A 20,116-nucleotide genomic window follows, 5' to 3' on the forward strand; every position below is an offset into this window, starting at 1 on the left:
TGAAGGAAGAAGCAGCACAGCCGGGTTAACAAAAGCAGGGCTTGCCATGACGGCAAGCCCTGCTTCGAGAAACCTAACGGTCCCGGAACTCTAGGAAATTAGAGAGCCTGGATGTTGGTGGCCTGGGGACCCTTGGGGCCCTGCTCGGTGTCGAAGGAAACCTTCTGGTTCTCTTCGAGGGAGCGGAAGCCGTTGGAGTTGATCGCGGAGTAGTGCGCGAAAACGTCCTGCGAGGAGTCGTCCGGGGAGATGAAGCCGAAGCCCTTTTCAGCGTTAAACCATTTGACGGTGCCAGTAGCCATTATTTTTTGTCCTTCGTGAAGGTGGAGGGAAAGTCCCGACTTTCGGGCCCTCCGGTGTGGGGTGTTCAAAACCGCTACTTCAGAAGAACGCGGACTTTCGACCGCGCGTACTGCCTGAACTACCAAATGCAAACACAACAACGGGTTCAACACTACAGGACTTTTCAGATTTGCCTAGCCAAGCACGTCACAGGGCACCGGCAGGCCCCTCGACCGGCCGGGCGAATGGGCATAGTCTGCACTCACATCGAGCAGCACTCTTTGAACGGGGGAACCAGCCATGGAGATGCCCAAAGCAAGCGAAGAAGACAAGGAACGCTTCCGGTCGGTGGTGCCGGACCAGCCCGACGTCGTGGTGAAGCCGATGTTCGGCAACCTGGGCGCGTTCGTCAACGGCAACATGTTTGCCGGGCTCTTCGGCCCCACCATCGGCGTGAAGCTCTCGGACGAGGACCGGGTGATGCTGGAATCCTCTGAACGGACTGTCCCCTTCGGTCCGGCAGACCGCCCCATGGCCGGCTACTCCGGGCTTCCCGAGGTGTGGAACGAGGAGGGCGACGGCGACGATGCCCGGGCCAAGGCCTGGGTCACCAAGGCCTACGAATTCGTGTCCACGCTCCCGGCGAAGGAACCCAAGGTCCGGGCGCCGAAGACCGCCGGGAAGTAGCTGCGCAGCCGCGTCTCAAGCCCCCTTGTTTACTGCCGGTTGCGGCGTAGGGTTTTCCCATGCAACCGATTCGGGCCATCCTGCTACCCGGTGCCGTCCTGCCCGCACCCTTGGCCTACTCGGCCCTTATAGAGGCCCTCGGGCCGGGCGTGGAGGCGGTCGCCAAAGACCTCGAGCTCTACAGGGGCGATGCACCGCCCGCGGACTGGACCCTGGACACGGAGGTTGCTGGTGTCCTGCGCGAGGCGGACGCGCGGGGCTGGGACACGTTCCACCTGGCGGGCTACTCAGGGGGCGGCTCCGTAGCGCTGGCGGTGGCCGCCAAACACCCCGAAAGGCTGCAGAGCCTGGCCCTGCTCGAGCCGGCCTGGGCGGGGAACTGGGACTGGAGCCCGGCCTACGCCGAACACCGGAAGGGGTACAGGCACCTGGAATCCCTCCCTCCCGAGCAGTTCCTCCCCGCCTTCATGCGGCTGGGAGTAAGGCCCGACGTCGTCCTTCCGCCGCCGGAGCCCGGTCCCCCGCCGCCCTGGATGGCCAAGCGTCCCGCGGGCATCAGAGCGTTCCTCAGGAACTTCGACAACTACGACCTGGACAGGTCCCGGCTGGCCGCCTTCAGCCACCCCGTCTTCTTCGCCCTCGGCGGCCTGAGCCATCCGGATGACTACGGTGACACTGCAGCCAGGCTTGCCCGGGTCTTCTTCCCGGACTTCCACCTTGAGGTCTTCCCCGGCGCCACCACTTCGACCCGCCGCACCGCATCGAGCCGCAGCGGCTCGCCGACGGGCTCCGGCGGCACTGGGAACTGGCCGAGGCGGAAACCGGTGGACGGCACGTGGCCGCGGAATCCCGGACCGGGTAAGTCGGCGCCCCAGCCGGCATGCCAGCCGCCGGGGATCTGAGGGTCAGCCGGCGCTGGGTCCCTGGATGTTGTGCTGCCTGCCGTGACGGGCGAAGTAGGCGTAAACCATCAGGGTGATCCCGGCGAGGATCATGACCGCGGGGACGGCGAAGTCCAGGGGGATGAGCTGCGCCATCGACTGCAGCGCGAAAATCACTCCCAGCACTGCAAGGACTGCAGCCGGAATCAAGGGCCACTTCATGCGCTCCACGCGGTCGGCAGTCCGGACCGGGACGAGGGACAGCGCACCGAAAGTGGCCGCCAGCCCCAGGAACAGGACGGCCGCGACGGGGGTACCCTGCAGCTGCTGCGGGATGGTCACGATCAGTGCAAGTGTCAGCATCACCCCGCACGGGATCAGGGCCCACCAATTCCCGCGTTCCCGAAGGTAGACGGCTGCGAAGCCCCCGGCCATGAAGAGGAACAGGAAGGCGCCGGCCGCGCTGTTCCCGGTGAACTGCGTGGCGGTGGCTACGGCAGCCAGGCCCAGGAACACCGAACCGGGGATGGCCGCCCACCAGTTCTCCCGGCGTCGGGCGAACAGGGACAGGAACAACACCCCGGCGCCGGCGAAGACCAGCGGCGCCAGGAGGGCTGCACTCTCCACCACGCCCAGCCGGTCGAGGAGCCACAGCACACCCACCAGCATCAGGACGATGCCTCCGACGATGCTTGTGTTTGCCGATTTCACCCTGTGCCTCCCGGAGTCCGGCAGGCGGCCGTGCGCCGCCCTTCTTCTCTCAGGCTAGGGGCGGCGCCGGAACCTGAAGTAGGGTCAAAAGCCCCCGTCTTCGTCGGCCGGCTGCTGCTGAACTGCGACGCACCGGTGGTGTCAGCCGGGCGGCCCGGGGCTCGTGGCGGTGCCCAGGATGTGGGCCAGGGGCGGGTTCAGCTGCTGCACCACGAACCTGAACCGCTCGTTGTCCTGGACCGTGAAACCTGCTGCGGTGATGGCCTGCAGCGTGTCCCGGTTGAGGTGGCACCCGCCCATGAAACGCCGCCAGACGGGCGTGATCAGGTCTTCCACTGCTGCAAGGAAAGGGCGGTCGGAACGGACGTGTTCGTAGTAGGCAAGAGTTCCGCCGGGCCGCAGGACGCGCCGGATTTCCGCGAGAACGGCGGCCTGGTCCTCAACACTGCACAGAACGAGGCTCGCAGCCACGGCGTCCGCGCTTCCGCTTTCGGCAGGGATGTGCTCCCCTGCAGCCGAGACCACAGTCACTGGGACACTGGCATTGGCGGCCTGTTCCTGGGCCAGGCTCCTCAGATAGTCGTCGGGTTCCAGCGCCAGGACGTGGGTGACAGCGGGCGGGTAGAGCGCAAAAGAGGATCCAGTCCCCGCACCGATTTCGATGACTGAACCGTGCAGGCCGGCCAGCATGCGCCGGCGGTGCTCAGTTGCCCCGCGGCGGTCCATCCCTTCCACCCCCCGTGCGAAGGCACGCGCAAAGCAGGGGTGCTGAAAGCGGCGCATCCCAGGTTCCATGACCACTCCTTTCCTGGTTGCCCACCATTATTCGCCTAGGGTGGGCCAAATGGACTCCCCCGGCGCTTTGTGAGAAGCTTCACAGGTTTTGTGTGGTGCGCGCCACGACATCCACCGGTGGCGCAGAAGCACCACCCGCATCTGACACGCTCTTTATGGAGGGAACCCACACTTATGAGCGATGCCTTATCAGCCATCAATAACGTGATCTGGAGCGACTGGCTCGTCTATCTCTGCCTTGCCACCGGAGTCTACTTCTCCGTCCGGACACGCTTCCTTCAGGTCCGCCACGTCAAGGGCATGTTCCAGCAGCTCCTCCACGGTGAGAAGTCCGCCTCGGGCGTCTCCTCGTTCCAGGCCCTGGCCATGTCCCTGTCCGGACGCGTCGGCACCGGCAACGTCGCCGGCGTCGCCACCGCCATTGCCTTCGGCGGACCGGGCGCCCTGTTCTGGATGTGGGCCGTCGCCTTCCTGGGCGCGTCCACGTCGTTCGTCGAATCAACCCTCGGCCAGATGTACAAGACCCGCGACCCGCTGACCGGCGAGTACCGCGGCGGCCCGGCCTACTACTTCTCCCGCGCCTTCGCCCACACCAAGGGCGCCGGCTTCTTCAAGGTCTACGGCTACGTCTTCGCCGCCGTGACTGTCCTTGCCTGCGGCGTCCTGATGCCGGGCGTCCAGACCAACTCCATGGCCACCGCCATCAGCGGCGCCTGGACCATCCCGTCGTGGGTCGTGGCCGTCGGCTCCGTCATCCTCCTGGCACTTGTCGTCATGGGCGGCGTAAAGCGCATCGCCAGCGTGGCATCGTTCGTGGTGCCGTTCATGGCCGCCGGCTACATCCTGCTCGCCCTGATCGTCGTCGTCATCAACGCCGCCCAGCTGCCGGAAATCCTCTCGCTGGTGTTCCGCAGCGCCTTCGGCATGGACTCCGCCCTCGGCGCCATCATCGGCCTGGCCGTCATGTGGGGCGTCAAGCGCGGCGTCTACTCGAACGAGGCCGGCCAGGGCACGGGCCCGCACGCGGCCGCTGCCGCCGAAGTCTCGCACCCGGCAAAGCAGGGCCTGGTCCAGGCCTTCGCGGTGTACATCGACACACTGTTTGTCTGCTCGGCCACCGGCTTCCTGATCCTCTCCACCGGCGCCTACCGCGTCTTCTCCGGCGGCAGCGAAGACGGCGAGGTCCTTGCCGAGGGCGGGCTGCTCTCGGCGAGCGCCGTCGTCGGGCCGCAATATGTCCAGGCCGGCTTCGACTCCGTCTTCCCCGGCGTCGGTGCCGCGTTCATCGCGATCACGCTGGTCTTCTTCTGCCTGACCACTGTCATCGCCTACTACTACATGGCCGAGACCAACCTGCGCTTCCTCCTGGGCAGCTCGTCGGCCAAGATGATTCCGGGCCTGCGGACCAGCCTCGGCCGCGCGACCACCGTCGCGTTGCAGGTGGCCATCCTCGTTGCCTCCGCCTACGGCTGCGTGAACACGGCCGCCGACGCGTGGGTGATGGGCGATATCGGCGTCGGGCTCATGGCCTGGCTGAACATCGTCGGCATCCTGGTCCTGCAGAAGCCCGCCTTCAAGGCGCTCAAGGACTTTGAGCGGCAGCAGAAGCTCGGCCTCGACCCCGTCTTCGACCCGCGGCCCCTCGGCATCACCGGGGCCACCTTCTGGGAGTCCTACAAGACGGCCGAGCGCGAGAAGGAATCCGCGCGCAGCTAGCGCACACCCCAGATGCAGCAGGCCGTGTGCCGCGCCCATGCGCGGTGCACGGCCTGCTGCGTTAATGGCGGCTGCTCCAGAACTGGCTTGTCCAACAAACGCGTAGCACTTGTTAGGCTGGAATCCCCGGATTCACCATGAAAAGCGAGGCAAACGTGCACCAGGACGCCGCCCGGTTCCTGTCCCAGCCGGTGGCAGCCCAGCCCGGCTCGCCCCTCCGCGTTGCCGTCTACTCGCGCATCGCCGAAGCCATCCGCAACGGCCTCCTCACGCCCGGCTCCATGATCCCCACCGAAACCGAACTCGGCACCGACATGAAGGTCAGCCGCACGGTTGTCCGCGAAGCCCTCATGCTCCTCGAGGAGGACGGCCTGATCAGGGCACGGCGCGGCGTCGGACGCTTCGTCTCGGACACCCTCCCCCGCATCGGCATCGAACGGATCCGCCCGTTCGAGGAGGTCCTGGGCAGCCCCGGCCAGCAGATCGAGGTCAAACGCGTCCAGGTGGTCCGGCAGGAGGCCTCCGAGTTCGTCGCCCCCGGCATCGGCGTCGAGCCCGGCACCGAATGCTGGCTCTGGGAATCCGTCCTCCTCCGCGACGGCGAAGCCATCGCCCATCTGCAGGAAAACGTCACCGCCCAGCCGGTCAGCCTCGGCAGGGGCCCGGCCGCACCCCTCGAGATAGAGGACGACGGCGGCGCGACCCTGCTTGCCGCGCTCACCGTCCAGCTGGGCCGGGTTCCGGGCCCGGGCGAGTGCCAGATCAGCCTCAGCCAGGTGGGTCCCAGTCGCGCCAAGCTGCTGGACCTCCGCGGCTCGGACCCGGTCCTGGTCCTCACCCAGTACGTCCGCCAGAACAACCGGCCCTTCTACCTGGCCAAATGCCTGATCGCTGCCCGGGCGGGGCATCTGTCGATCATGCAGTCGTTCCCGTCCTGAATGACGGCCAGCCTGCCCGGATCCTCAAATGCAGTGCACGGAGAATCAAGTGGGCGGAGGCCGGCAATCTAGTGTTGTGACCCAACGCACCTTTTAGGGACTGAGGTTATGGACAACACAGCTGACCTTCTTCTGATCAACGGTGTCATCGACACTTTGGGCGATGATCATGCCACCGTCGGGTCACTTGCCGTCAAAGGCGGGAAAGTCCTGGCCGTCGGCGCGCCTGCTGAAGCTGCGGCTGGACCGGGCACTGAGGTCATCGACCTGGACGGCGCCTATGTCATGCCAGGACTATTAGACGTCCACAATCACCACATGCTCGCCGGTCAGATGGACTTGTTTGAACTTAACGAGGCGCCCACCAAGTCGCTTGCTGATCTCCTCACAGCGGTGGCGGAGTACGCAAGGCATCTGGGCCCGGACGAGTGGGTAATCGGCGGAAGCTGGGGTTCGGGCCTCCTCGCCGAACTCAACTCCATGGAAACCCTGGCCCGCTTTGATGCCGTGACCGGCGGACGGCCCGCCATCCTGAAGGACGACAGCAAACACAACAGGTGGGTCAATACCCGCGCTCTGGCTCTCGCTGGGATTGACGACCGCACGCCGGATCCCGAGGGCGGCCACATCATGCGAGACCCGTCCGGGCGTGCCACCGGTGTCCTCATCGAGGCCGGAGGCGTCCTTGTGGAACAGACGGTTGCGCGGTTGCAGCCGCAGTCCACCCGTGACCTGGCCAGGGCCGCAGCGCGCGGGATCGAAATCCTTCATTCCTTCGGCGTTACGGGGTTCCAGGATGCGGCGTCGTCCCTCCAGTTGCTGCAGGCCCTGAAAGAGCTCGACAACTCCGGAGAACTCGCCGCCTGGGTGGTGACCTCGATGCAGGCCAATGACTTCATTTTCGGCACCACACCACTTGGCGAGGGCATCATCTCCCACCGCGAGGACACACGGTCCGAACACCACCGGCCGGACTTCATCAAGATCTTCCTTGACGGGGTGCCGCCGGCGGGGACAGCGGCGTTCATTGAACCCTATCTGTCCGGCATCGGCTTCCCGGAGTGTCACTGCGGCGGGACCACCATGCCCGCAGCGGAACTTGAGCGCTGGCTCATGGGCACAGCGGAGCGTGGCATCTCCGCGAAGATCCACTGCACTGGGGACGCATCCGTCCGGCTCGTGCTGGATACCGTGGCCAAGGTCCGCGCAGCAGGACACACGAAGCCGAAGTACCACATCGCCCACGGCCAGTTCGTCCAGCAACAGGACATCCCCCGGTTTGTCGAACTTGATGTCACCGCCGACATCTCTCCCTCCTTGTGGTTCCCGGGCGTCATCTCCGAGGCCATTGCCACAGTGCTCCCGGCGGAAAGGGCTTCGAAAATGCAGCCCAACCGCTCCCTGCTGGACTCCGGAGCCCGCATCGCCGGCGGCTCGGACTGGCCGGTTAGCGTGTCGCCCAACGCCTGGGAAGGGATCTACGGCCTGGTAACAGGCGGGACCCAACGGGACAGTTCCCGGGAACGCTCTGGCCTGAACAGGCCATTTCGCTCCCGGAAGCCATCCGGGTCTACACCACAAACTCCGCCGAGGCGATGGGGCTGGATGATGTCACCGGCTCCCTGGTCCCGGGGAAGTCAGCAGACTTCATCGTCCTGAGTGATAATCCGCACGGAATCGACATCGAACAAATCCCGCACATCAGAACCCGCCAGACCTGTTCGCGGGGCGCAAGGTCTTCGACGCAGAGTCTGCAGACCCCGCAGCGGCCCCGGCCGAAGGACGCACAACTCAGCGCTCCTGATGGCTTCCTCGTAATCCCTGCTCCTCCTCACAGGCCCAGCAGCGCTCACCACCCCCTTTTTCCGCCGACGGGCGGCCTTTGCCGCTGCGTCCTGCCCGAAAGACGATAACCATGACCACCACCGCACCAGCTGCTCCGGCAGCCGTCTCCCCGGATAAGGGGACGTATACCTACATCGCTGTTTTCAGTGCAGTCCTGTACACCGTCCTGCTGATTGCGCCCGTCATCGCGGGCAAGCTGATCGAGCAGTTCAATCTTTCCCCGGTCCAGGTAGGAACGCTCTTCTCGCTGGAACTCGGGGCCTTCAGCCTGGCAACCGTCCCGGCCTATCTGTGGCTCCGGCGCATGAACCTGCGGACGGCGAGCTATATCTTCACCGCGATTGTCATTGCAGGCAACGTGGTCTCCGGTTTCGTAGACGACTTTGGCCTCCTGATGATCGCCCGGGTGGTCACCAGCCTTGCGGCAGGCTCCATCACGGTGATCATCCTGACCCTCAGCGGCAAGACCGCCAACCCCAGCCGCGCATTCGGAATCTTCGTTGTTTTCCAACTGGCCATGGGCGCGCTGATCCTGGCGGTCTTCCCGTCACTGTTCGCAGCAGCGGCTGTTTCAGCGATCTACTGGACTCTTGCCGGGCTCGCAGTGCTGTGCCTCCTGGTAGTCAACCGCATCGACGGCGAAGTGTTGCGCACCGCGGGCCCCGCTGCTGCTGAGGCACCGGCCCGGGTTCCGGTTTTCAAGGCAGTTGCGGGAATGGCAGCGGTGCTGCTCTTCTACATCGCGCTCAGCGGTGTCTGGTCATTCATCGCCCAGATCTCTGCAGGATCCGGTATCGATCTTTCCGCCAGCAGCCTTGTCCTTTCCGTGGCTACTGTCGCCGGGATACTCTCCGCCCTCGTTGCCACAGCCCTCGGTGACACGCCGCACCGGAAGCTATACCTCGCGGCAGGTTATGCAGGCATGGCGGTCAGCATCTTGTTGCTCCTCGGCTCACCGGCCCTGATCCAATTCGCCGCCGCCGCCGTGATCTTCAAGTTCGCCTGGACCTTCATCCTGCCGTACCTGCTGTCAACGTTGTCCTCGCTCTCGAGCGGCGGACACCTGATGAACACCACCAACCTGATGATCGGCGCCGGTTTCTCCATCGGCCCGATTGTCAGCGGGGCTCTAATCCAGTCAAGCGGGGGTTCATTCACGGGCATGCTTGTCTTCGCCCTCGCCGGTGTGCTGGCGTCATGCGTCCTCGTCCTCATAGCCCAGCGCCGGTAGCCGGCCCGGTCCCAGTCCCGGACACGGCCCGGAGTTTGTCCAGATATGGCGAGCTGAACGGCCTGCAAGTCGCCATATCTGGACGAAAACTCTGTGGTGGGGCGGCGTCAGGTGGCGGACCCTGCTGTGGTGAGGGCCGCCGTCGTGAGGCCCGGCTCAACCTCCGAAAAGTGACCCAGCAGCGTCTCAACCAGGTGCGGTGCGACGTTCTCTTCCAGCGACAGCACCACGCGGCACCGCGCGCCCCGTACCTCCGGGTAGCCGGCGTACAGCCCGCGCATGTCGCAGACCGTCTGGCCGCGGGACGGCCCGGCGGAGGTGTCGACGGTGGCACGCACCACCGGCGCCACCGCCGCCTGCACAGCGCCAACGGCGAGCGCCGCGGCCAGGGGATCGTGCATCGCGGAGCAGGGCCGGCCGTAGATGCCCTCGTAGAAGCGGAAGTAGTAGCCCAGCATCTCCCCCAGCGCCCGCGGCACCGGCGCGGATGCGGCCAGCAGCTCCTGCCGGTGGCGCTCCTCCAGGACGGACGTCATGGTCACGTCCAGCGGCACCAGCGTGATGTCCCAGTCGGCGGCGAGCACGAGGGCAGCGGCCTCGGGATCGTTCCAGATGTTCGCCTCGGCCACCGGCGTGATGTTGCCGGGCGCAAGCGCGGCCCCGCCCATCACCGTCACGGAGTGCACCAGGGAAGGCAACGCGGGCTCCAGCCGCAGGGCCTCGGCGATGTTGGTCAGCGGCCCGATCGCCAGCACGCGCAGCGTCCCGGGATACGTCCGGGCCAGCCGCACCAGCATCTCGGGCGCGAACTCGGCAGCCAGCGGAGCAGGCGAGGGGGCAAGCGACACCTCCCCGATGCCGTTCTCCCCGTGCACCCACGGCGCCCCTCCCCCGAAGGAACCGGCCAGCGGATTATGCGCACCAAGGGCAACGGGAATGTCCGCGGCGCCGGCGAGCTGGAGCAGGTCCAGGGTGTTGCGGGCCCCGACGGCGGCACTGACGTTGCCGCTGACAGCCCCGATCCCCACGAGGTCCGCGGCGGGGGCGGCGAGCAGGTAGGCGAGGGCGAGGGCATCGTCGATCCCGGTGTCGCAGTCCAGGTAGAACGGGAAGGTGGCAGTCATGGGTCTTCTTTCAGGATCGGTGAAGGGAATGGGGGTCAGACGGTCTCGCCCTTGGGGGCGGCAACGAAGAGGCTGACGATGAACGCGGCGGCGGTGATGCCCACCGAGATCCAGAGCGCGGTGGCGTACCCGGCAGACGTGGACAGGGCGGCGAAAGGCGCCACAAGCACGACGCCGAGGCTCGCCCCGATGCCGAAGGAGGCACCGTTGATGCCGGGCAGCGCGGCCGGGACTTCCTTGGGCGAAAGCAGCACCGAGAGCCCGTTGATGGCGGTGAGGAAGAAACCGTTGTAGAAGATGCCGAGGGCCGCGACGGCCACGAGCACCGCCACCTGGCTCTCCGAGAACGCGGCCGCGGCGATGGCGCAGGCAAGGCTCAGTCCGGTTCCGGCGCGCAGGGTTTTGATCCAGCCGCGGCGGTCGGCCAGCCAGCCGGCGAGCGGCGCGGCGAACACGCCGATCAGCGCGGCGGGGGTGAGGAACAGCAGGGCCGAGACGGACGCCGAAAGCCCGAAGCCGCCGTCGGGATCCTGGCTGAGCAGCACCACGGTGAAGTTGATGATCGCGAAGATGCCGGCAAGCGTCAGGACGGTGGTGGCGATGACCGGCCACACCTGGCGGGAGCGGAGGTGGTGGACGGCGATCAGCGGGTGGCTGCGCCGCTTTTCGATGAACCAGAACGCGGCGAAGGACGCGATGGTGGCGGCCAGCAGCGCCAGGGTGCCGGGCGCGGTCCAGCCCGCGGCGGATCCGCCGGAGACGAAGTACGTGGTGAATACGAGGAACAGCGAGAGCGAGCCGGCGCCCCACCAGTCCATGGCGCCGCGGATGCCGCTCGGACGCCCGGCCGGAACGATGCGGATGATGCAGGCGGCGGCGATAGCGGTCAGGACCAGGACGACGACGAAGATGGACCGGAAGCCGAGCGTCTCGGCCATGAGCCCGCCCACGTAGCCGTCCACGCCGCCCACTCCCCCGTTGATGGCAGCGATGATGCCCACCGACGTGCCGAACACCTTCGCCTGCAGGTTCTCGCTGAGGACGATGTAGGCCAAGGCGAAGACCGCGCTGGAGACGCCCTGCAGGAACCGGCCGGTGATGAGCAGTTCCAGCGTGGGCGCGGTGATGCAGAGGATGGTGCCGGCGCCCATGATGCCGAGGACCAGCAGCAGGGCGGCGCGGCGGCCGATGAAGTCGCTCCACCGGCCGATCACCGGCCCGGCGATGGCGCCGGCCAGGAAGAACATGGACTGGACCGGGGCCGCGGCGTCGGCGTTCCGGCCGAAGCTGGCCGCGATCTGCGGCAGCGCGGGGGTGACCATGCTGGCGTTGAGCTGGAAGGACAGCACACCGAGCAGCAGGGTGGAGATGAGCAGGGCGGCACGGCGGCCGGAGAATTTGGCGTCCCCCTCGGGAAGGACGACGGCGGATGCGGCGTCCGCGGGAGGTGCGGCGGCCGCCGGGGCTGGGGTGTTCACATCAAACTCCTTTGTTCGAGCAGGGGTTCTTGCATCTTTGTTTGGCAAGATTCGAGTTGTTATACAACCATGTATGACTGACAAGTACAACCCATGCCGTACACTGAATTTTGTTCCTGCCCCTTCCGGCACCCCTCCGAAAGAGACTTTCCATGAGCAATCGACTTCCTGCCGTCACCGTGGTCGGCAGCATCAACCTGGACCTGATCGCCACCGCCGAAAGGCTTCCCACCGCCGGTGAAACCATCGGCGGCGGTGTGCTCTCCGAGCAGCCCGGCGGCAAGGGCGCCAACCAGGCCGCGGCCGTGGCACGGCTGGGCGGCACGGCCCGCATGGTCGGTGCGGTGGGCAAGGATGCGCAGGGCCAGCGGATGCTGGATGCCCTGGCGGGTGCCGGCGTCGACACCGCCGATGTGGCCGTCCTGCCCGAGGCGACCGGCACCGCGCTGATCGTGGTGGACAGCGACGGCGAAAACCAGATTGTGGTGTGCCCGGGCGCCAACTCGCACCTCTCGGTGGACGACGTGGAGTTCGGCCCGGACGAGACGGTGCTGTGCCAGCTGGAGGTGGGCCTGCCAGTGGTCCTGGAGGCGGCCCGGAAGGCGCAGGGTGTCTTCGTGCTGAACGCGGCCCCGGCCATGGACCTGCCAGCGGAACTGCTGGAGCGCTGCGACCTGGTAATCGTCAACGAGAGCGAGTACGCCCTGATTCCCGCCCTTGCCGGTGCGAAGCTCGTGGCGGTGACGTACGGCGGCGAGGGGTCCGCCATGTTTGAGCGCGGCCGGAAGGTCGCCGAGGCGCCGGCCGCCGCCGCGACCGTGGTGAACACCGTTGGTGCGGGCGACGCGTTCTGCGCGGCCCTGGTGCTGGCGCTCGGATCCGGGCTGGACTACGCAGCGGCGCTTGCCGTCGCCAACGCCGTGGGCGCGGACGCCGTGGGCGACCCGTCATCCCAGCCCGCGCTGGCCCCGCTGGCCTCGTACGTGGCACGGGTTTCGCCGGCGGACGTGGCCGGACAGTGAGCCTGACGTTCCGGCCGGCGGCCCCGGCGGATTACGACGACGTCCGGCGGGTCACGCGGGACGCCTACCTTTCCGCCGGGCACTTCGCCGCAGACCACCCGTACATGGGCGTGCTCGAGGACGTGGAACACCGGGCCGAGCATGCCGAGGTGTGGGTTGCCGAGAAGTCCGATTCGGTGGTTGCGGCTGTGACGCTGACGTTCGCCGGCCAGCCCTACAGCGAGATCGCGAAAGACGGGGAGCTGGAGTTCCGGATGCTCGCCGTGGACCCCGCCATCCAAGGCGGTGGCGTCGGAAGGGCGGTGGTGCGCCGCGTCATCGAGCATGCCCGGTCACTGCCGGAGATCGGCGCGATCAGCATCACCAGCGCCACGTTCATGGAGCGCGCCCACGCCCTGTACGAGTCCCTGGGCTTCCGCCGCGCCCCGGAGCGGGACTGGTATGTGCCGGGCGAGGACGTGCTGCTGTGGGTGTTCCGGCTGGACCTCGCTGGTTGAGCCCGTCGAAACCGGTGGTTGAGCCTGTCGAAACCGACCCGGTCGCAGCCCGGATTCCCGCCCCAAAGCGGGGGTTCAGAAGATAAAATAGGCCATGGTTGTGCTCTTCTCAGCTATGGGTATCCTGCTTTGGGTCGGCTTCCTTCTCGCCCTTGCGGTTCTCTTCGGAGGCATCTGGGTCGTCGGCCACACGATCATCGGGATTGTGTCCCTCGTCGGCCTTGCGACCCGCCCGAAGGCGGTTGCCGGCCCGAACCGCAACGTCCGGCCAGCACCGAGGCCGGTTGCTCCCCCACGGAATGCCACGCCGGCCCGCAAACCGCACGCGCCAAAACCGCCCGCGCCGAAACTACCGGCCCCTGAACTGACGCCGGACATCATGCCCAAGTGGAACGCGGCGCACCGGCGCTACGTGGACCGGGACCTGGCCGACTGGCAGGAACAATTCGACGCGCTGAACCGCCGCAATCTGTAGCTTTGTTGGGAGCCCAACGCTGACAAAGCAAAAAGGATGGCCCAACCTCACGGGGGCCATCCTCGTCCTGACGATTACGCAGTTGCCGACTCACTTCTCAGCGGTTCACGTGCCCGCATTCGCCGTCCAGCTTGTGGCCAAACCACGACGGGCTGGAGAAATCGGTGAACCCTTTGGAAGTGGCGTCCAGCGAAGCGAGGTCGCTGTTCGTCGAATGTTCGCCATAGCCAGGCGTAACACCGGCCGGATCGGCTACGTCCCCGAGGGGATGATGGTCGAAGGCCACGTCGCTGGCACAGTCAAAGGATTCCACGATCGGGTGGATAGTGGCCGATGCGGCCGGAGCGAATCCAAGGCCTGTTCCTAGCACTATGACGCCAACCATGATTGGCGTCCTGATCCGTGACATCGTCTTTTCCTTCCCTGCTTTATGAGCGGGCACGGGCGTGCCCAGGATCATTAAGCTCCGGCAGGACGCCCCCCGCAACGCAATTTTTCTGCAAGGCTACGACCCGGGAGGGCCTACCGCCGCAGGCTGTAGGGCCTCGTCGGCCAGCCTTGCCACGCTGTTCACCGGCCATTCACGTCCTTCTCGGAACCTGTCCAACCGGCCTTCCTACGGTCGGAGGCATGGACAACATTTCCCGCAGATCCCTCATTTCCGCCGGCCTCGGGGCAGGCCTGGTCGCCGCCCTGCCGGGTGCCGCCGTCGCGGTTTCCACCGCTGACGACGCCGGACTCCGCACCGACCCGTTCATGCTCGGCATCGCCTCGGGCGAGCCGTGGCCGGACGGCTTCGTGATCTGGACGCGCCTGGCGCTGGACCCGCTGGCCGAGGACGGGCTGGGCGGCATGCCATCGCGGCAGGTCCCCGTCGCGTGGGAAGTAGCCGAAGACCGGAACATGCGCACCGTGGTGGCCCGCGGCGTCGAGCAGGCCCGGATCGAAACCGGGCACTCGGTCCACGTCGAGCTCAAGGGCCTCAAGCCCGGCCGCGAATACTTTTACCGGTTCCGCAGCGGCCGCCACATCAGCGAGGTGGGCCGCACCCTCACCAGCCCCGCGCCGCACGAAACGCCAGCCGCGCTGGCGATGGCCTTCGCCAGCTGCTCCCAGTACGAGCACGGCTACTTCACCGCCTACACCCGCCTGGCCGAGGACCACCCGGACCTGGTGCTGCACCTGGGCGACTACCTCTACGAGTATAAGAAGGACAGCTACGTGATCGGCGGCGGCAACCCGCGCGACCACCAGGGCCCCGAGACGGTCACGCTGGCCGGTTACCGGCAGCGGCACGCCCAGTACAAATCCGACGCCGACCTGCAGGCAGCGCACGCGATCGCACCGTGGCTGGTGGTCTGGGATGACCACGAGGTGGACAACAACTGGGCGGACGAGGTCCCGGAAAACACGGACGCGGGCCAGATGAATGACACCACCGAGCGTTTCCGGCAGCGCCGTGCCGCCGCGTTCCAGGCGTACTACGAGAACATGCCGCTGCGTGCTTCCACGGTGCCGGCCGGGTTCGATATGAAGATCTACCGCACCATCCAGTGGGGCCTGCTGGCCAACTTCCACATGATGGACACCCGGCAGTACCGCGACGACCAGCTCGCCGGCGACGGCTGGAAGAAGAACGTGGCCGAGCGCCTCGCGGAGGACCGCAGCATCACCGGCGCCGAGCAGGAAAAGTGGCTGCTGGACGGGTTCCGGAAGTCCACCCAGCGCTGGGACATCCTGGGCCAGCAGGTGTTCTTTGCCGAACGGGACCGCAACGCAGCCCCCGAGATCGACGACGTCTCCATGGACGGCTGGGACGGGTACGCCGCCTCCCGCCGCCGCATGACCCAGGGCTGGATCGACGCGAACGTGCGCAACGCCGTCGTCCTCACCGGCGACGTGCACCGCAACTGGGCCTGCGACCTCAAGGTGGACTACAAGGACCCGGCCTCCCCCGTGGTCGGCTCGGAGCTGGTCTGCACCTCCATCACCTCCACCGGCAACGGCACCGGTTCCACCACGGACCCGGTGATGGCCTGGAACCCGCACCTGAAGTTCTTCAACGACAACCGCGGCTACGTGAACACCAAGATCACCAGGGACGCGATGACCGCCGACTTCCGGGTGCTGGACTACGTCACCACACCGGGCGCCCCCGTGTCCACGAAAGCCTCCTTCCGGATCCAGGACGGCGTGCCCGGCCTGTCGGCACAGGGGTAACCACCGGGAACGTGACGTACGACGGCGGGGCGCCGGCTTTTCTGCCGCGCCCCGCCGTCGTCGTGCCGCTGGTTGTCCTGCTAGTTGTCCGGCTCGGGCGCCGGGCGAGTCCCCTCGTCCGTGCCCTCCCCCGTTGTCGGGACGAAGTTCCAGTCGAAGGACCCGTCGGTCCGGAGTGTCAGCCGGAGGAAACCGTGGGTGTCGCTGAACCGCTTTTCGATGTACTGCGGGCTGCTGGTGAAGGGGCGGAGTTCGATGCCGCCCGTGGACACCTGGAACGCCGTGATCCCGTCATCATCGCACCGGTCCCGGTTGTTCACGGCACAGGACCGTTCGTAGTTGTGCTGCGACCCGGACAGGGTCAGGCGGACCCGGTGCTTCCACATCACGTCGATCCAGGGCTTGTGGTCCTCGGCCCGCTCATGCGCCTCCGTCTCCGAGGTGAAGTAGGGCTCGTGGTGCACCACGGCCAGGTGCTTGCCCGCTTCCTTCGCGGCAGCGAGGTCCCTGTCCAGCCACCTCGTCAGCGCCCGGGCCTCCCGGGGGTTGTACCGCCACTGCCCGGACGGCAGGAAGGCGAAGTGCCAGTTCCCGAAGTCCTTCGAGTACGCCTTCCCGTTGCCGATGAACCCCAGTTCCTGGTTGATGGCGGCTTTCGCCGTGGACCCGGGCACTGGCCGTTCATGAAGTTGTCCAGGTCCTCGTTCCGGCCCGGTTCCCAGTCATGGTTGGGGCCAGCCACCCAGTACAGCTTGCTCATCGTGCCGCCCCACAGCGGTGTCCAGTAGTCCACCAGGTCCTCACAGTAGGCGGTGTCGTACTGGAAGTCCCCGAGCCCCAGGAACGCGTCGATCTCGTTGTTCTCCACCAGTTCGGTGATCGCCGCGGCGTTCCGGCCTGACGGGCTCTCCGGGTCGATGTTCTCCTCACCGTTCATGTCACCCACCGCAGCGATGCGGACATCTACCGGTGCGGTAGTTGGCGGGGGCGGGTCAGGATCGCCGGTGCACCCCGAAAGGGTGATTGCCAGAAGCACTGCGGCCGCGGCCGCACTCCGGAAGCGTCTGCCGCGGGGAAGTGCTGACCGCATCCGTTACCCTCCGGAAAGCCGGACTAACTGCCGTCTACGCCGGCACTCTGATCCTCGTAAGCTCCGGACAGGCTGTCAAGCATGGGCAAGAATGCGTGACTTTTGTGGCCAAAGCGTTGCTGTCGCCGGAGTTGGCGCGGACCGGGTGGGTAGGCCCGGCGAAAAGTTACGCAAACGGGGCATGACCACAGCGGGCGGCCGGCTTTGCTGCGTCACACCCGCCCTTTCGCTCAGGTCAGCGGGCCAAGCCGAGAAAGACCGCGAGTGATTGCTCAACCGAAACCATGGTTTCGGAATCAATCCGGCCGATGCGCTGCCCGAGATTGGTGCGGCGGACTGCGGTGAGCTTGTCCACCATGATCTGGCTGGTGCGTTCCAGCCCCGTCAGAGGACTGGGGTTTACCGTCAGTCAGAGCAGTAGGGTATCCGTCAGGAACGAGGTCAGCGGGAGGAGCGTCACCGACTCTGAGGCGGCAAAAAGGTCGTCCTGGATGATGAGGGCCGGGCGCCGTTTCTGTGCGTAAGTTCCGCCGGACGCGGTCCACAGCTCACCACGGTTCACTCCGGCCAGTCTTCCGATATCTGTTCGATGAAGTCCTGGTCGTCCCCGGCGCGGTCTGACGCCGCGACCGCCCGCGCCTGGCGCTGCGCCTCGCGCTTGAACTCCTCCGTGCGCGCGTCAGGAACCCACATCTGAATTTGCCGGAAACCCCGCTGCTTCATGCCGATGCGGTGGCGGGCAACGCGATCCCTGGCGCTCATAAGTCAATGGTTGCATGTAACGCTTGAGGGATGGCGGGGACGATGCAGAACCTGCGAGAGGGTGAGGGGGAAACCGCCAAAAGGTGCGAGAGCGTTGTGATTGGACTGCGGTAAGCGGGCCCCCCCGGGTAGTGCCCTACAGGCCCGCCTTGTTAAGATGGCCGCGTTCACAGAGCTGGTTTTCCCTGACGGGGGCTTGCGCTGCGGAACAGGCTCCGGGCTCAGCCGGAGCCGCTGGGGGGAATAGACAGAGGACGTGGCCAGGGGAATTTCTCCCGGCCCGGCCGGGCACATCCTGCGTATCCGTGCGCGCCTGTTCACCCCAGGACGCATCGGTTATTAGGAGATCCCAATGTCATTCCCTCAGCGATTTGGAAGCTCTCTAGGCGCGGTGCTGGCGGCCGCTGCTGCCGTGGCCCTGGCCGCCCAGCCCGCCGCCGCAGCCATTCCGACGGCGGCAAAACCGGAGGTGCCGCCGCCTGCGGACAGCGGCAGGTACCTCGTCAGCTTCAGCTCAGGAGCCGACGTGGCCCAGGAGGCCGCGTCCCTGCGGTCCCAAGGTGTGCAGGTAGGAAGGACCTTCTCCGCGGCGGTCCGGGGAGCCGCGGTGACAGCCACCAAGGCACAGGCAGCTGCCCTGGCCCGCTCGCCCCGCGTGGCCGTCGTCGAAACGGATGAGCCGGTCCAGGTCTTCGATACGCAGCAGCCGGCCCCGTGGAACCTGGACAGGGTGGACCAAACCACCCTTCCGCTCTCCGGCACCTTCACACCCCCGTCCTCCGGTGCCGGCGTCCAGGCCTACGTCATCGATTCCGGCGTCCTCGCCCAGCACACCGAGTTCGGGGGCCGGGTGGCGGCGGGCTGGACCGCCGTCGCCGACGGCCGGGGCAGCAGCGACTGCAACGGCCACGGCACCCACGTTGCCGGGATTGTCGCCGGACAAACCTACGGGGTGGCCAAGGCCGCCACCATCGTCCCGGTCCGGGTCCTCGACTGCAACGGCAACGGCTACATGTCCGATATCGTGGCCGGCCTTGACTGGATCGTGTCCCATCACCGCGCGGGCACCCCCGCCGTGGCCAACCTGAGCCTAGGTGGTCCCGCCAGCACCATGGTGGACTCCGCCGTCCGCGGCGTCATGGCTGACGGCATCACCGCGGCCGTGGCCGCCGGAAACTCCGGCGTGGACGCCTGCAACAGTTCCCCGGCGCGGGTTGCCGAAGCACTCACGGTCGCAGCGAGCGACTCCTCTGACCGGCAGGCCACCTTCTCCAACCATGGCGGCTGCGTTGACCTGTACGCGCCCGGCGTCGGCATCACGTCCGCCATCCATTCGTCCACCACCGCCGCGGCAACAGTCAGCGGCACGTCCATGGCGGCTCCCCACGCCACCGGCGCGGCAGCCGTCATCCTGTCCCGGATTCCCGAGGCCACACCGGCGGAGGTGACAGCCGAGCTGTCCTCCACGGCCACCCCCGGCGTCATCAGCAACGCGTCGGCAGGAACGCCAAACCGTCTGCTCAACATCGGCGCGGTGCCCGCCCCGTTCCCGGCAGCCCGGGATTTCACCGGAGACGGGAAATCGGACCTGCTGGCCCGCGATTCGGGCGGCACCCTCTGGACTTACCCGGGCACGGGCACCGGCCTGTTCGGCTGGCGCGTCGCAGTCGGTGACGGCTGGAACGTCATGACTGCCATCAGCGCCGCCGGCGACCTGACCGGTGACGGCCTGCCGGACCTCGTGGCCCGGGACTCCGGCGGCACCCTCTGGACGTACCCCGGCACCGGCAACGGCCTCTTTGGCTGGCGCATCAAAGTCGGCGACGGCTGGAACGTCATGACCGCCATCAGCGCCGCCGGCGACCTCACCAGCGACGGCAAACCCGACCTCGTCGCACGCGACACCAACGGCACCCTCTGGACCTACCCCGGCACCGGCAACGGCCTCTTCGGCTGGCGCATCAAAGTCGGCGACGGCTGGAACGTCATGACCGCCATCAGCGCCGCCGGCGACCTCACCAGCGACGGCAAACCCGACCTCGTCGCACGCGACACCAACGGCACCCTCTGGACCTACCCCGGCACCGGCAACGGCCTCTTCGGCTGGCGCACCAGCGTCGGCGACGGCTGGAACGTCATGACCGCCATCAGCGCCGCCGGCGACCTCACCAGCGACGGCAAACCCGACCTCGTCGCACGCGACACCAACGGCACCCTCTGGACCTACCCCGGCACCGGCAACGGCCTCTTCGGCTGGCGCACCAGCGTCGGCGACGGCTGGAACGTCATGACCGCCATCAGCTGACAGCCCGGCCAAGACTGACGGGATGCCCCACCCGCCGGTAACGCCCAGTAACGCCCC

18 protein-coding genes and 2 pseudogenes are annotated in these 20,116 nt (G+C 66.9%); 11 read left to right on the forward strand and 9 right to left on the reverse strand.

Features of this window, described 5'->3' with window-relative positions; all coding sequences use genetic code 11:
• Positions 1-98: 98 nt before the first annotated feature.
• The gene (locus tag ACPEE0_RS14280) at positions 99-302 is read right to left on the reverse strand and encodes a cold-shock protein (protein WP_009372930.1); all 204 of its coding nucleotides are present in this window, start codon (positions 300-302) and stop codon (positions 99-101) included.
• Between the two features lie 280 nt (positions 303-582).
• Here ACPEE0_RS14280 and ACPEE0_RS14285 point away from each other — a divergent pair, with 280 nt between their 5' ends.
• Complete coding sequence (locus ACPEE0_RS14285) at positions 583-969, forward strand: TfoX/Sxy family protein (RefSeq protein WP_354175397.1); 387 nt, start codon at positions 583-585, stop codon at positions 967-969.
• Between the two features lie 59 nt (positions 970-1,028).
• Positions 1,029-1,871: an alpha/beta fold hydrolase gene (locus tag ACPEE0_RS14290; RefSeq protein ID WP_424574689.1), complete on the forward strand. Its 843-nt coding sequence runs from the start codon at positions 1,029-1,031 to the stop codon at positions 1,869-1,871.
• A gap of 3 nt (positions 1,872-1,874) precedes the next feature.
• On the opposite strand, the gene ACPEE0_RS14295 is transcribed toward ACPEE0_RS14290, so the two are convergent.
• Together ACPEE0_RS14295 and ACPEE0_RS14300 are read right to left on the reverse strand one after the other, a co-directional pair.
• Complete coding sequence (locus ACPEE0_RS14295) at positions 1,875-2,561, reverse strand: hypothetical protein (RefSeq protein WP_133351217.1); 687 nt, start codon at positions 2,559-2,561, stop codon at positions 1,875-1,877.
• 141 nt (positions 2,562-2,702) lie between these two features.
• A complete protein-coding gene (locus tag ACPEE0_RS14300) occupies positions 2,703-3,344 on the reverse strand; it encodes a class I SAM-dependent methyltransferase (RefSeq protein WP_009372927.1) in 642 nt (213 codons plus the stop codon).
• Between the two features lie 186 nt (positions 3,345-3,530).
• On the opposite strand from ACPEE0_RS14300, the gene ACPEE0_RS14305 reads away from it, so the two are divergent.
• The 4 genes and pseudogenes from ACPEE0_RS14305 to ACPEE0_RS14320 all read left to right on the forward strand — a co-directional run bounded on the left by ACPEE0_RS14305 (position 3,531) and on the right by ACPEE0_RS14320 (position 9,086).
• On the forward strand, positions 3,531-5,072 hold the full coding sequence (locus ACPEE0_RS14305; protein ID WP_009372926.1) for an alanine/glycine:cation symporter family protein: 1,542 nt from the start codon (positions 3,531-3,533) through the stop codon (positions 5,070-5,072).
• 137 nt (positions 5,073-5,209) lie between these two features.
• A complete protein-coding gene (locus ACPEE0_RS14310) occupies positions 5,210-6,010 on the forward strand; it encodes a GntR family transcriptional regulator (protein WP_424574690.1) in 801 nt (266 codons plus the stop codon).
• Between the two features lie 285 nt (positions 6,011-6,295).
• Positions 6,296-7,923, forward strand: a pseudogene (locus ACPEE0_RS14315) (amidohydrolase).
• Between the two features lie 2 nt (positions 7,924-7,925).
• Positions 7,926-9,086, forward strand: a complete 1,161-nt coding sequence (locus ACPEE0_RS14320; protein ID WP_424574691.1) for an MFS transporter — start codon at positions 7,926-7,928, stop codon at positions 9,084-9,086.
• A 107-nt stretch (positions 9,087-9,193) separates the two neighbouring features.
• On the opposite strand, the gene ACPEE0_RS14325 is transcribed toward ACPEE0_RS14320, so the two are convergent.
• A complete protein-coding gene (locus tag ACPEE0_RS14325; protein ID WP_424574692.1) occupies positions 9,194-10,210 on the reverse strand; it encodes a nucleoside hydrolase in 1,017 nt (338 codons plus the stop codon).
• 35 nt (positions 10,211-10,245) lie between these two features.
• Complete coding sequence (locus ACPEE0_RS14330; RefSeq protein WP_424574693.1) at positions 10,246-11,688, reverse strand: MFS transporter; 1,443 nt, start codon at positions 11,686-11,688, stop codon at positions 10,246-10,248.
• A gap of 152 nt (positions 11,689-11,840) precedes the next feature.
• On the opposite strand from ACPEE0_RS14330, the gene ACPEE0_RS14335 reads away from it, so the two are divergent.
• From ACPEE0_RS14335 to ACPEE0_RS14345, 3 genes are all read left to right on the forward strand, one after another.
• Positions 11,841-12,710, forward strand: coding sequence for a ribokinase (locus ACPEE0_RS14335; RefSeq protein ID WP_009372921.1), 870 nt, complete (start codon positions 11,841-11,843; stop codon positions 12,708-12,710).
• Complete coding sequence (locus ACPEE0_RS14340) at positions 12,707-13,207, forward strand: GNAT family N-acetyltransferase (RefSeq protein ID WP_354175393.1); 501 nt, start codon at positions 12,707-12,709, stop codon at positions 13,205-13,207. Before ACPEE0_RS14335 ends, ACPEE0_RS14340 begins: the two co-directional genes overlap by 4 nt.
• 100 nt (positions 13,208-13,307) lie before the next feature.
• Positions 13,308-13,682, forward strand: coding sequence for a hypothetical protein (locus ACPEE0_RS14345; RefSeq protein WP_424574694.1), 375 nt, complete (start codon positions 13,308-13,310; stop codon positions 13,680-13,682).
• 97 nt (positions 13,683-13,779) lie between these two features.
• On the opposite strand, the gene ACPEE0_RS14350 is transcribed toward ACPEE0_RS14345, so the two are convergent.
• Entirely contained in the window at positions 13,780-14,091 is a 312-nt protein-coding gene (locus ACPEE0_RS14350; protein WP_009372918.1) for a hypothetical protein, read from the reverse strand.
• Between the two features lie 221 nt (positions 14,092-14,312).
• On the opposite strand from ACPEE0_RS14350, the gene ACPEE0_RS14355 reads away from it, so the two are divergent.
• The gene (locus ACPEE0_RS14355) at positions 14,313-15,902 is read left to right on the forward strand and encodes an alkaline phosphatase D family protein (RefSeq protein WP_424574695.1); all 1,590 of its coding nucleotides are present in this window, start codon (positions 14,313-14,315) and stop codon (positions 15,900-15,902) included.
• 80 nt (positions 15,903-15,982) lie between these two features.
• On the opposite strand, the gene ACPEE0_RS14360 is transcribed toward ACPEE0_RS14355, so the two are convergent.
• The 3 genes and pseudogenes from ACPEE0_RS14360 to ACPEE0_RS14370 form a co-directional block, all read right to left on the reverse strand.
• Positions 15,983-16,576, reverse strand: coding sequence for a metallophosphoesterase family protein (locus ACPEE0_RS14360; RefSeq protein ID WP_424574696.1), 594 nt, complete (start codon positions 16,574-16,576; stop codon positions 15,983-15,985).
• 651 nt (positions 16,577-17,227) lie between these two features.
• Positions 17,228-17,554: pseudogene (locus tag ACPEE0_RS14365) on the reverse strand (type II toxin-antitoxin system PemK/MazF family toxin).
• Positions 17,551-17,754 carry an antitoxin MazE-like protein gene (locus tag ACPEE0_RS14370; protein ID WP_424574697.1) on the reverse strand — a complete coding sequence of 68 codons (204 nt, stop codon included), beginning with the start codon at positions 17,752-17,754 and terminating at the stop codon, positions 17,551-17,553. The pseudogene ACPEE0_RS14365 and the gene ACPEE0_RS14370 overlap by 4 nt, the downstream one beginning before the upstream one ends.
• 352 nt (positions 17,755-18,106) lie before the next feature.
• On the opposite strand from ACPEE0_RS14370, the gene ACPEE0_RS14375 reads away from it, so the two are divergent.
• The gene (locus ACPEE0_RS14375) at positions 18,107-20,059 is read left to right on the forward strand and encodes a S8 family serine peptidase (protein WP_424574698.1); all 1,953 of its coding nucleotides are present in this window, start codon (positions 18,107-18,109) and stop codon (positions 20,057-20,059) included.
• Positions 20,060-20,116: the final 57 nt, after the last annotated feature.

It is taken from the genome of Arthrobacter sp. SD76 (genome assembly GCF_049726125.1).
Taxonomy (GTDB): domain Bacteria; phylum Actinomycetota; class Actinomycetes; order Actinomycetales; family Micrococcaceae; genus Arthrobacter; species Arthrobacter nitrophenolicus.

Bases quoted from the DNA above. Each gene is read 5' to 3' on its own strand.
- ACPEE0_RS14355 (WP_424574695.1), top strand. From the start codon at position 14,313: ATGGACAACATTTCCCGCAGATCCCTCATTTCCGCCGGCCTCGGGGCA.
- ACPEE0_RS14350 (WP_009372918.1), bottom strand. From the start codon at position 14,091: ATGTCACGGATCAGGACGCCAATCATGGTTGGCGTCATAGTGCTAGGA.
- ACPEE0_RS14335 (WP_009372921.1), top strand. From the start codon at position 11,841: ATGAGCAATCGACTTCCTGCCGTCACCGTGGTCGGCAGCATCAACCTG.
- ACPEE0_RS14310 (WP_424574690.1), top strand. From the start codon at position 5,210: ATGAAAAGCGAGGCAAACGTGCACCAGGACGCCGCCCGGTTCCTGTCC.
- ACPEE0_RS14370 (WP_424574697.1), bottom strand. From the start codon at position 17,754: ATGAGCGCCAGGGATCGCGTTGCCCGCCACCGCATCGGCATGAAGCAG.
- ACPEE0_RS14305 (WP_009372926.1), top strand. From the start codon at position 3,531: ATGAGCGATGCCTTATCAGCCATCAATAACGTGATCTGGAGCGACTGG.
- ACPEE0_RS14325 (WP_424574692.1), bottom strand. From the start codon at position 10,210: ATGACTGCCACCTTCCCGTTCTACCTGGACTGCGACACCGGGATCGAC.
- ACPEE0_RS14280 (WP_009372930.1), bottom strand. From the start codon at position 302: ATGGCTACTGGCACCGTCAAATGGTTTAACGCTGAAAAGGGCTTCGGC.
- ACPEE0_RS14375 (WP_424574698.1), top strand. From the start codon at position 18,107: ATGTCATTCCCTCAGCGATTTGGAAGCTCTCTAGGCGCGGTGCTGGCG.
- ACPEE0_RS14320 (WP_424574691.1), top strand. From the start codon at position 7,926: ATGACCACCACCGCACCAGCTGCTCCGGCAGCCGTCTCCCCGGATAAG.
- ACPEE0_RS14300 (WP_009372927.1), bottom strand. From the start codon at position 3,344: ATGCGCCGCTTTCAGCACCCCTGCTTTGCGCGTGCCTTCGCACGGGGG.
- ACPEE0_RS14285 (WP_354175397.1), top strand. From the start codon at position 583: ATGGAGATGCCCAAAGCAAGCGAAGAAGACAAGGAACGCTTCCGGTCG.
- ACPEE0_RS14290 (WP_424574689.1), top strand. From the start codon at position 1,029: ATGCAACCGATTCGGGCCATCCTGCTACCCGGTGCCGTCCTGCCCGCA.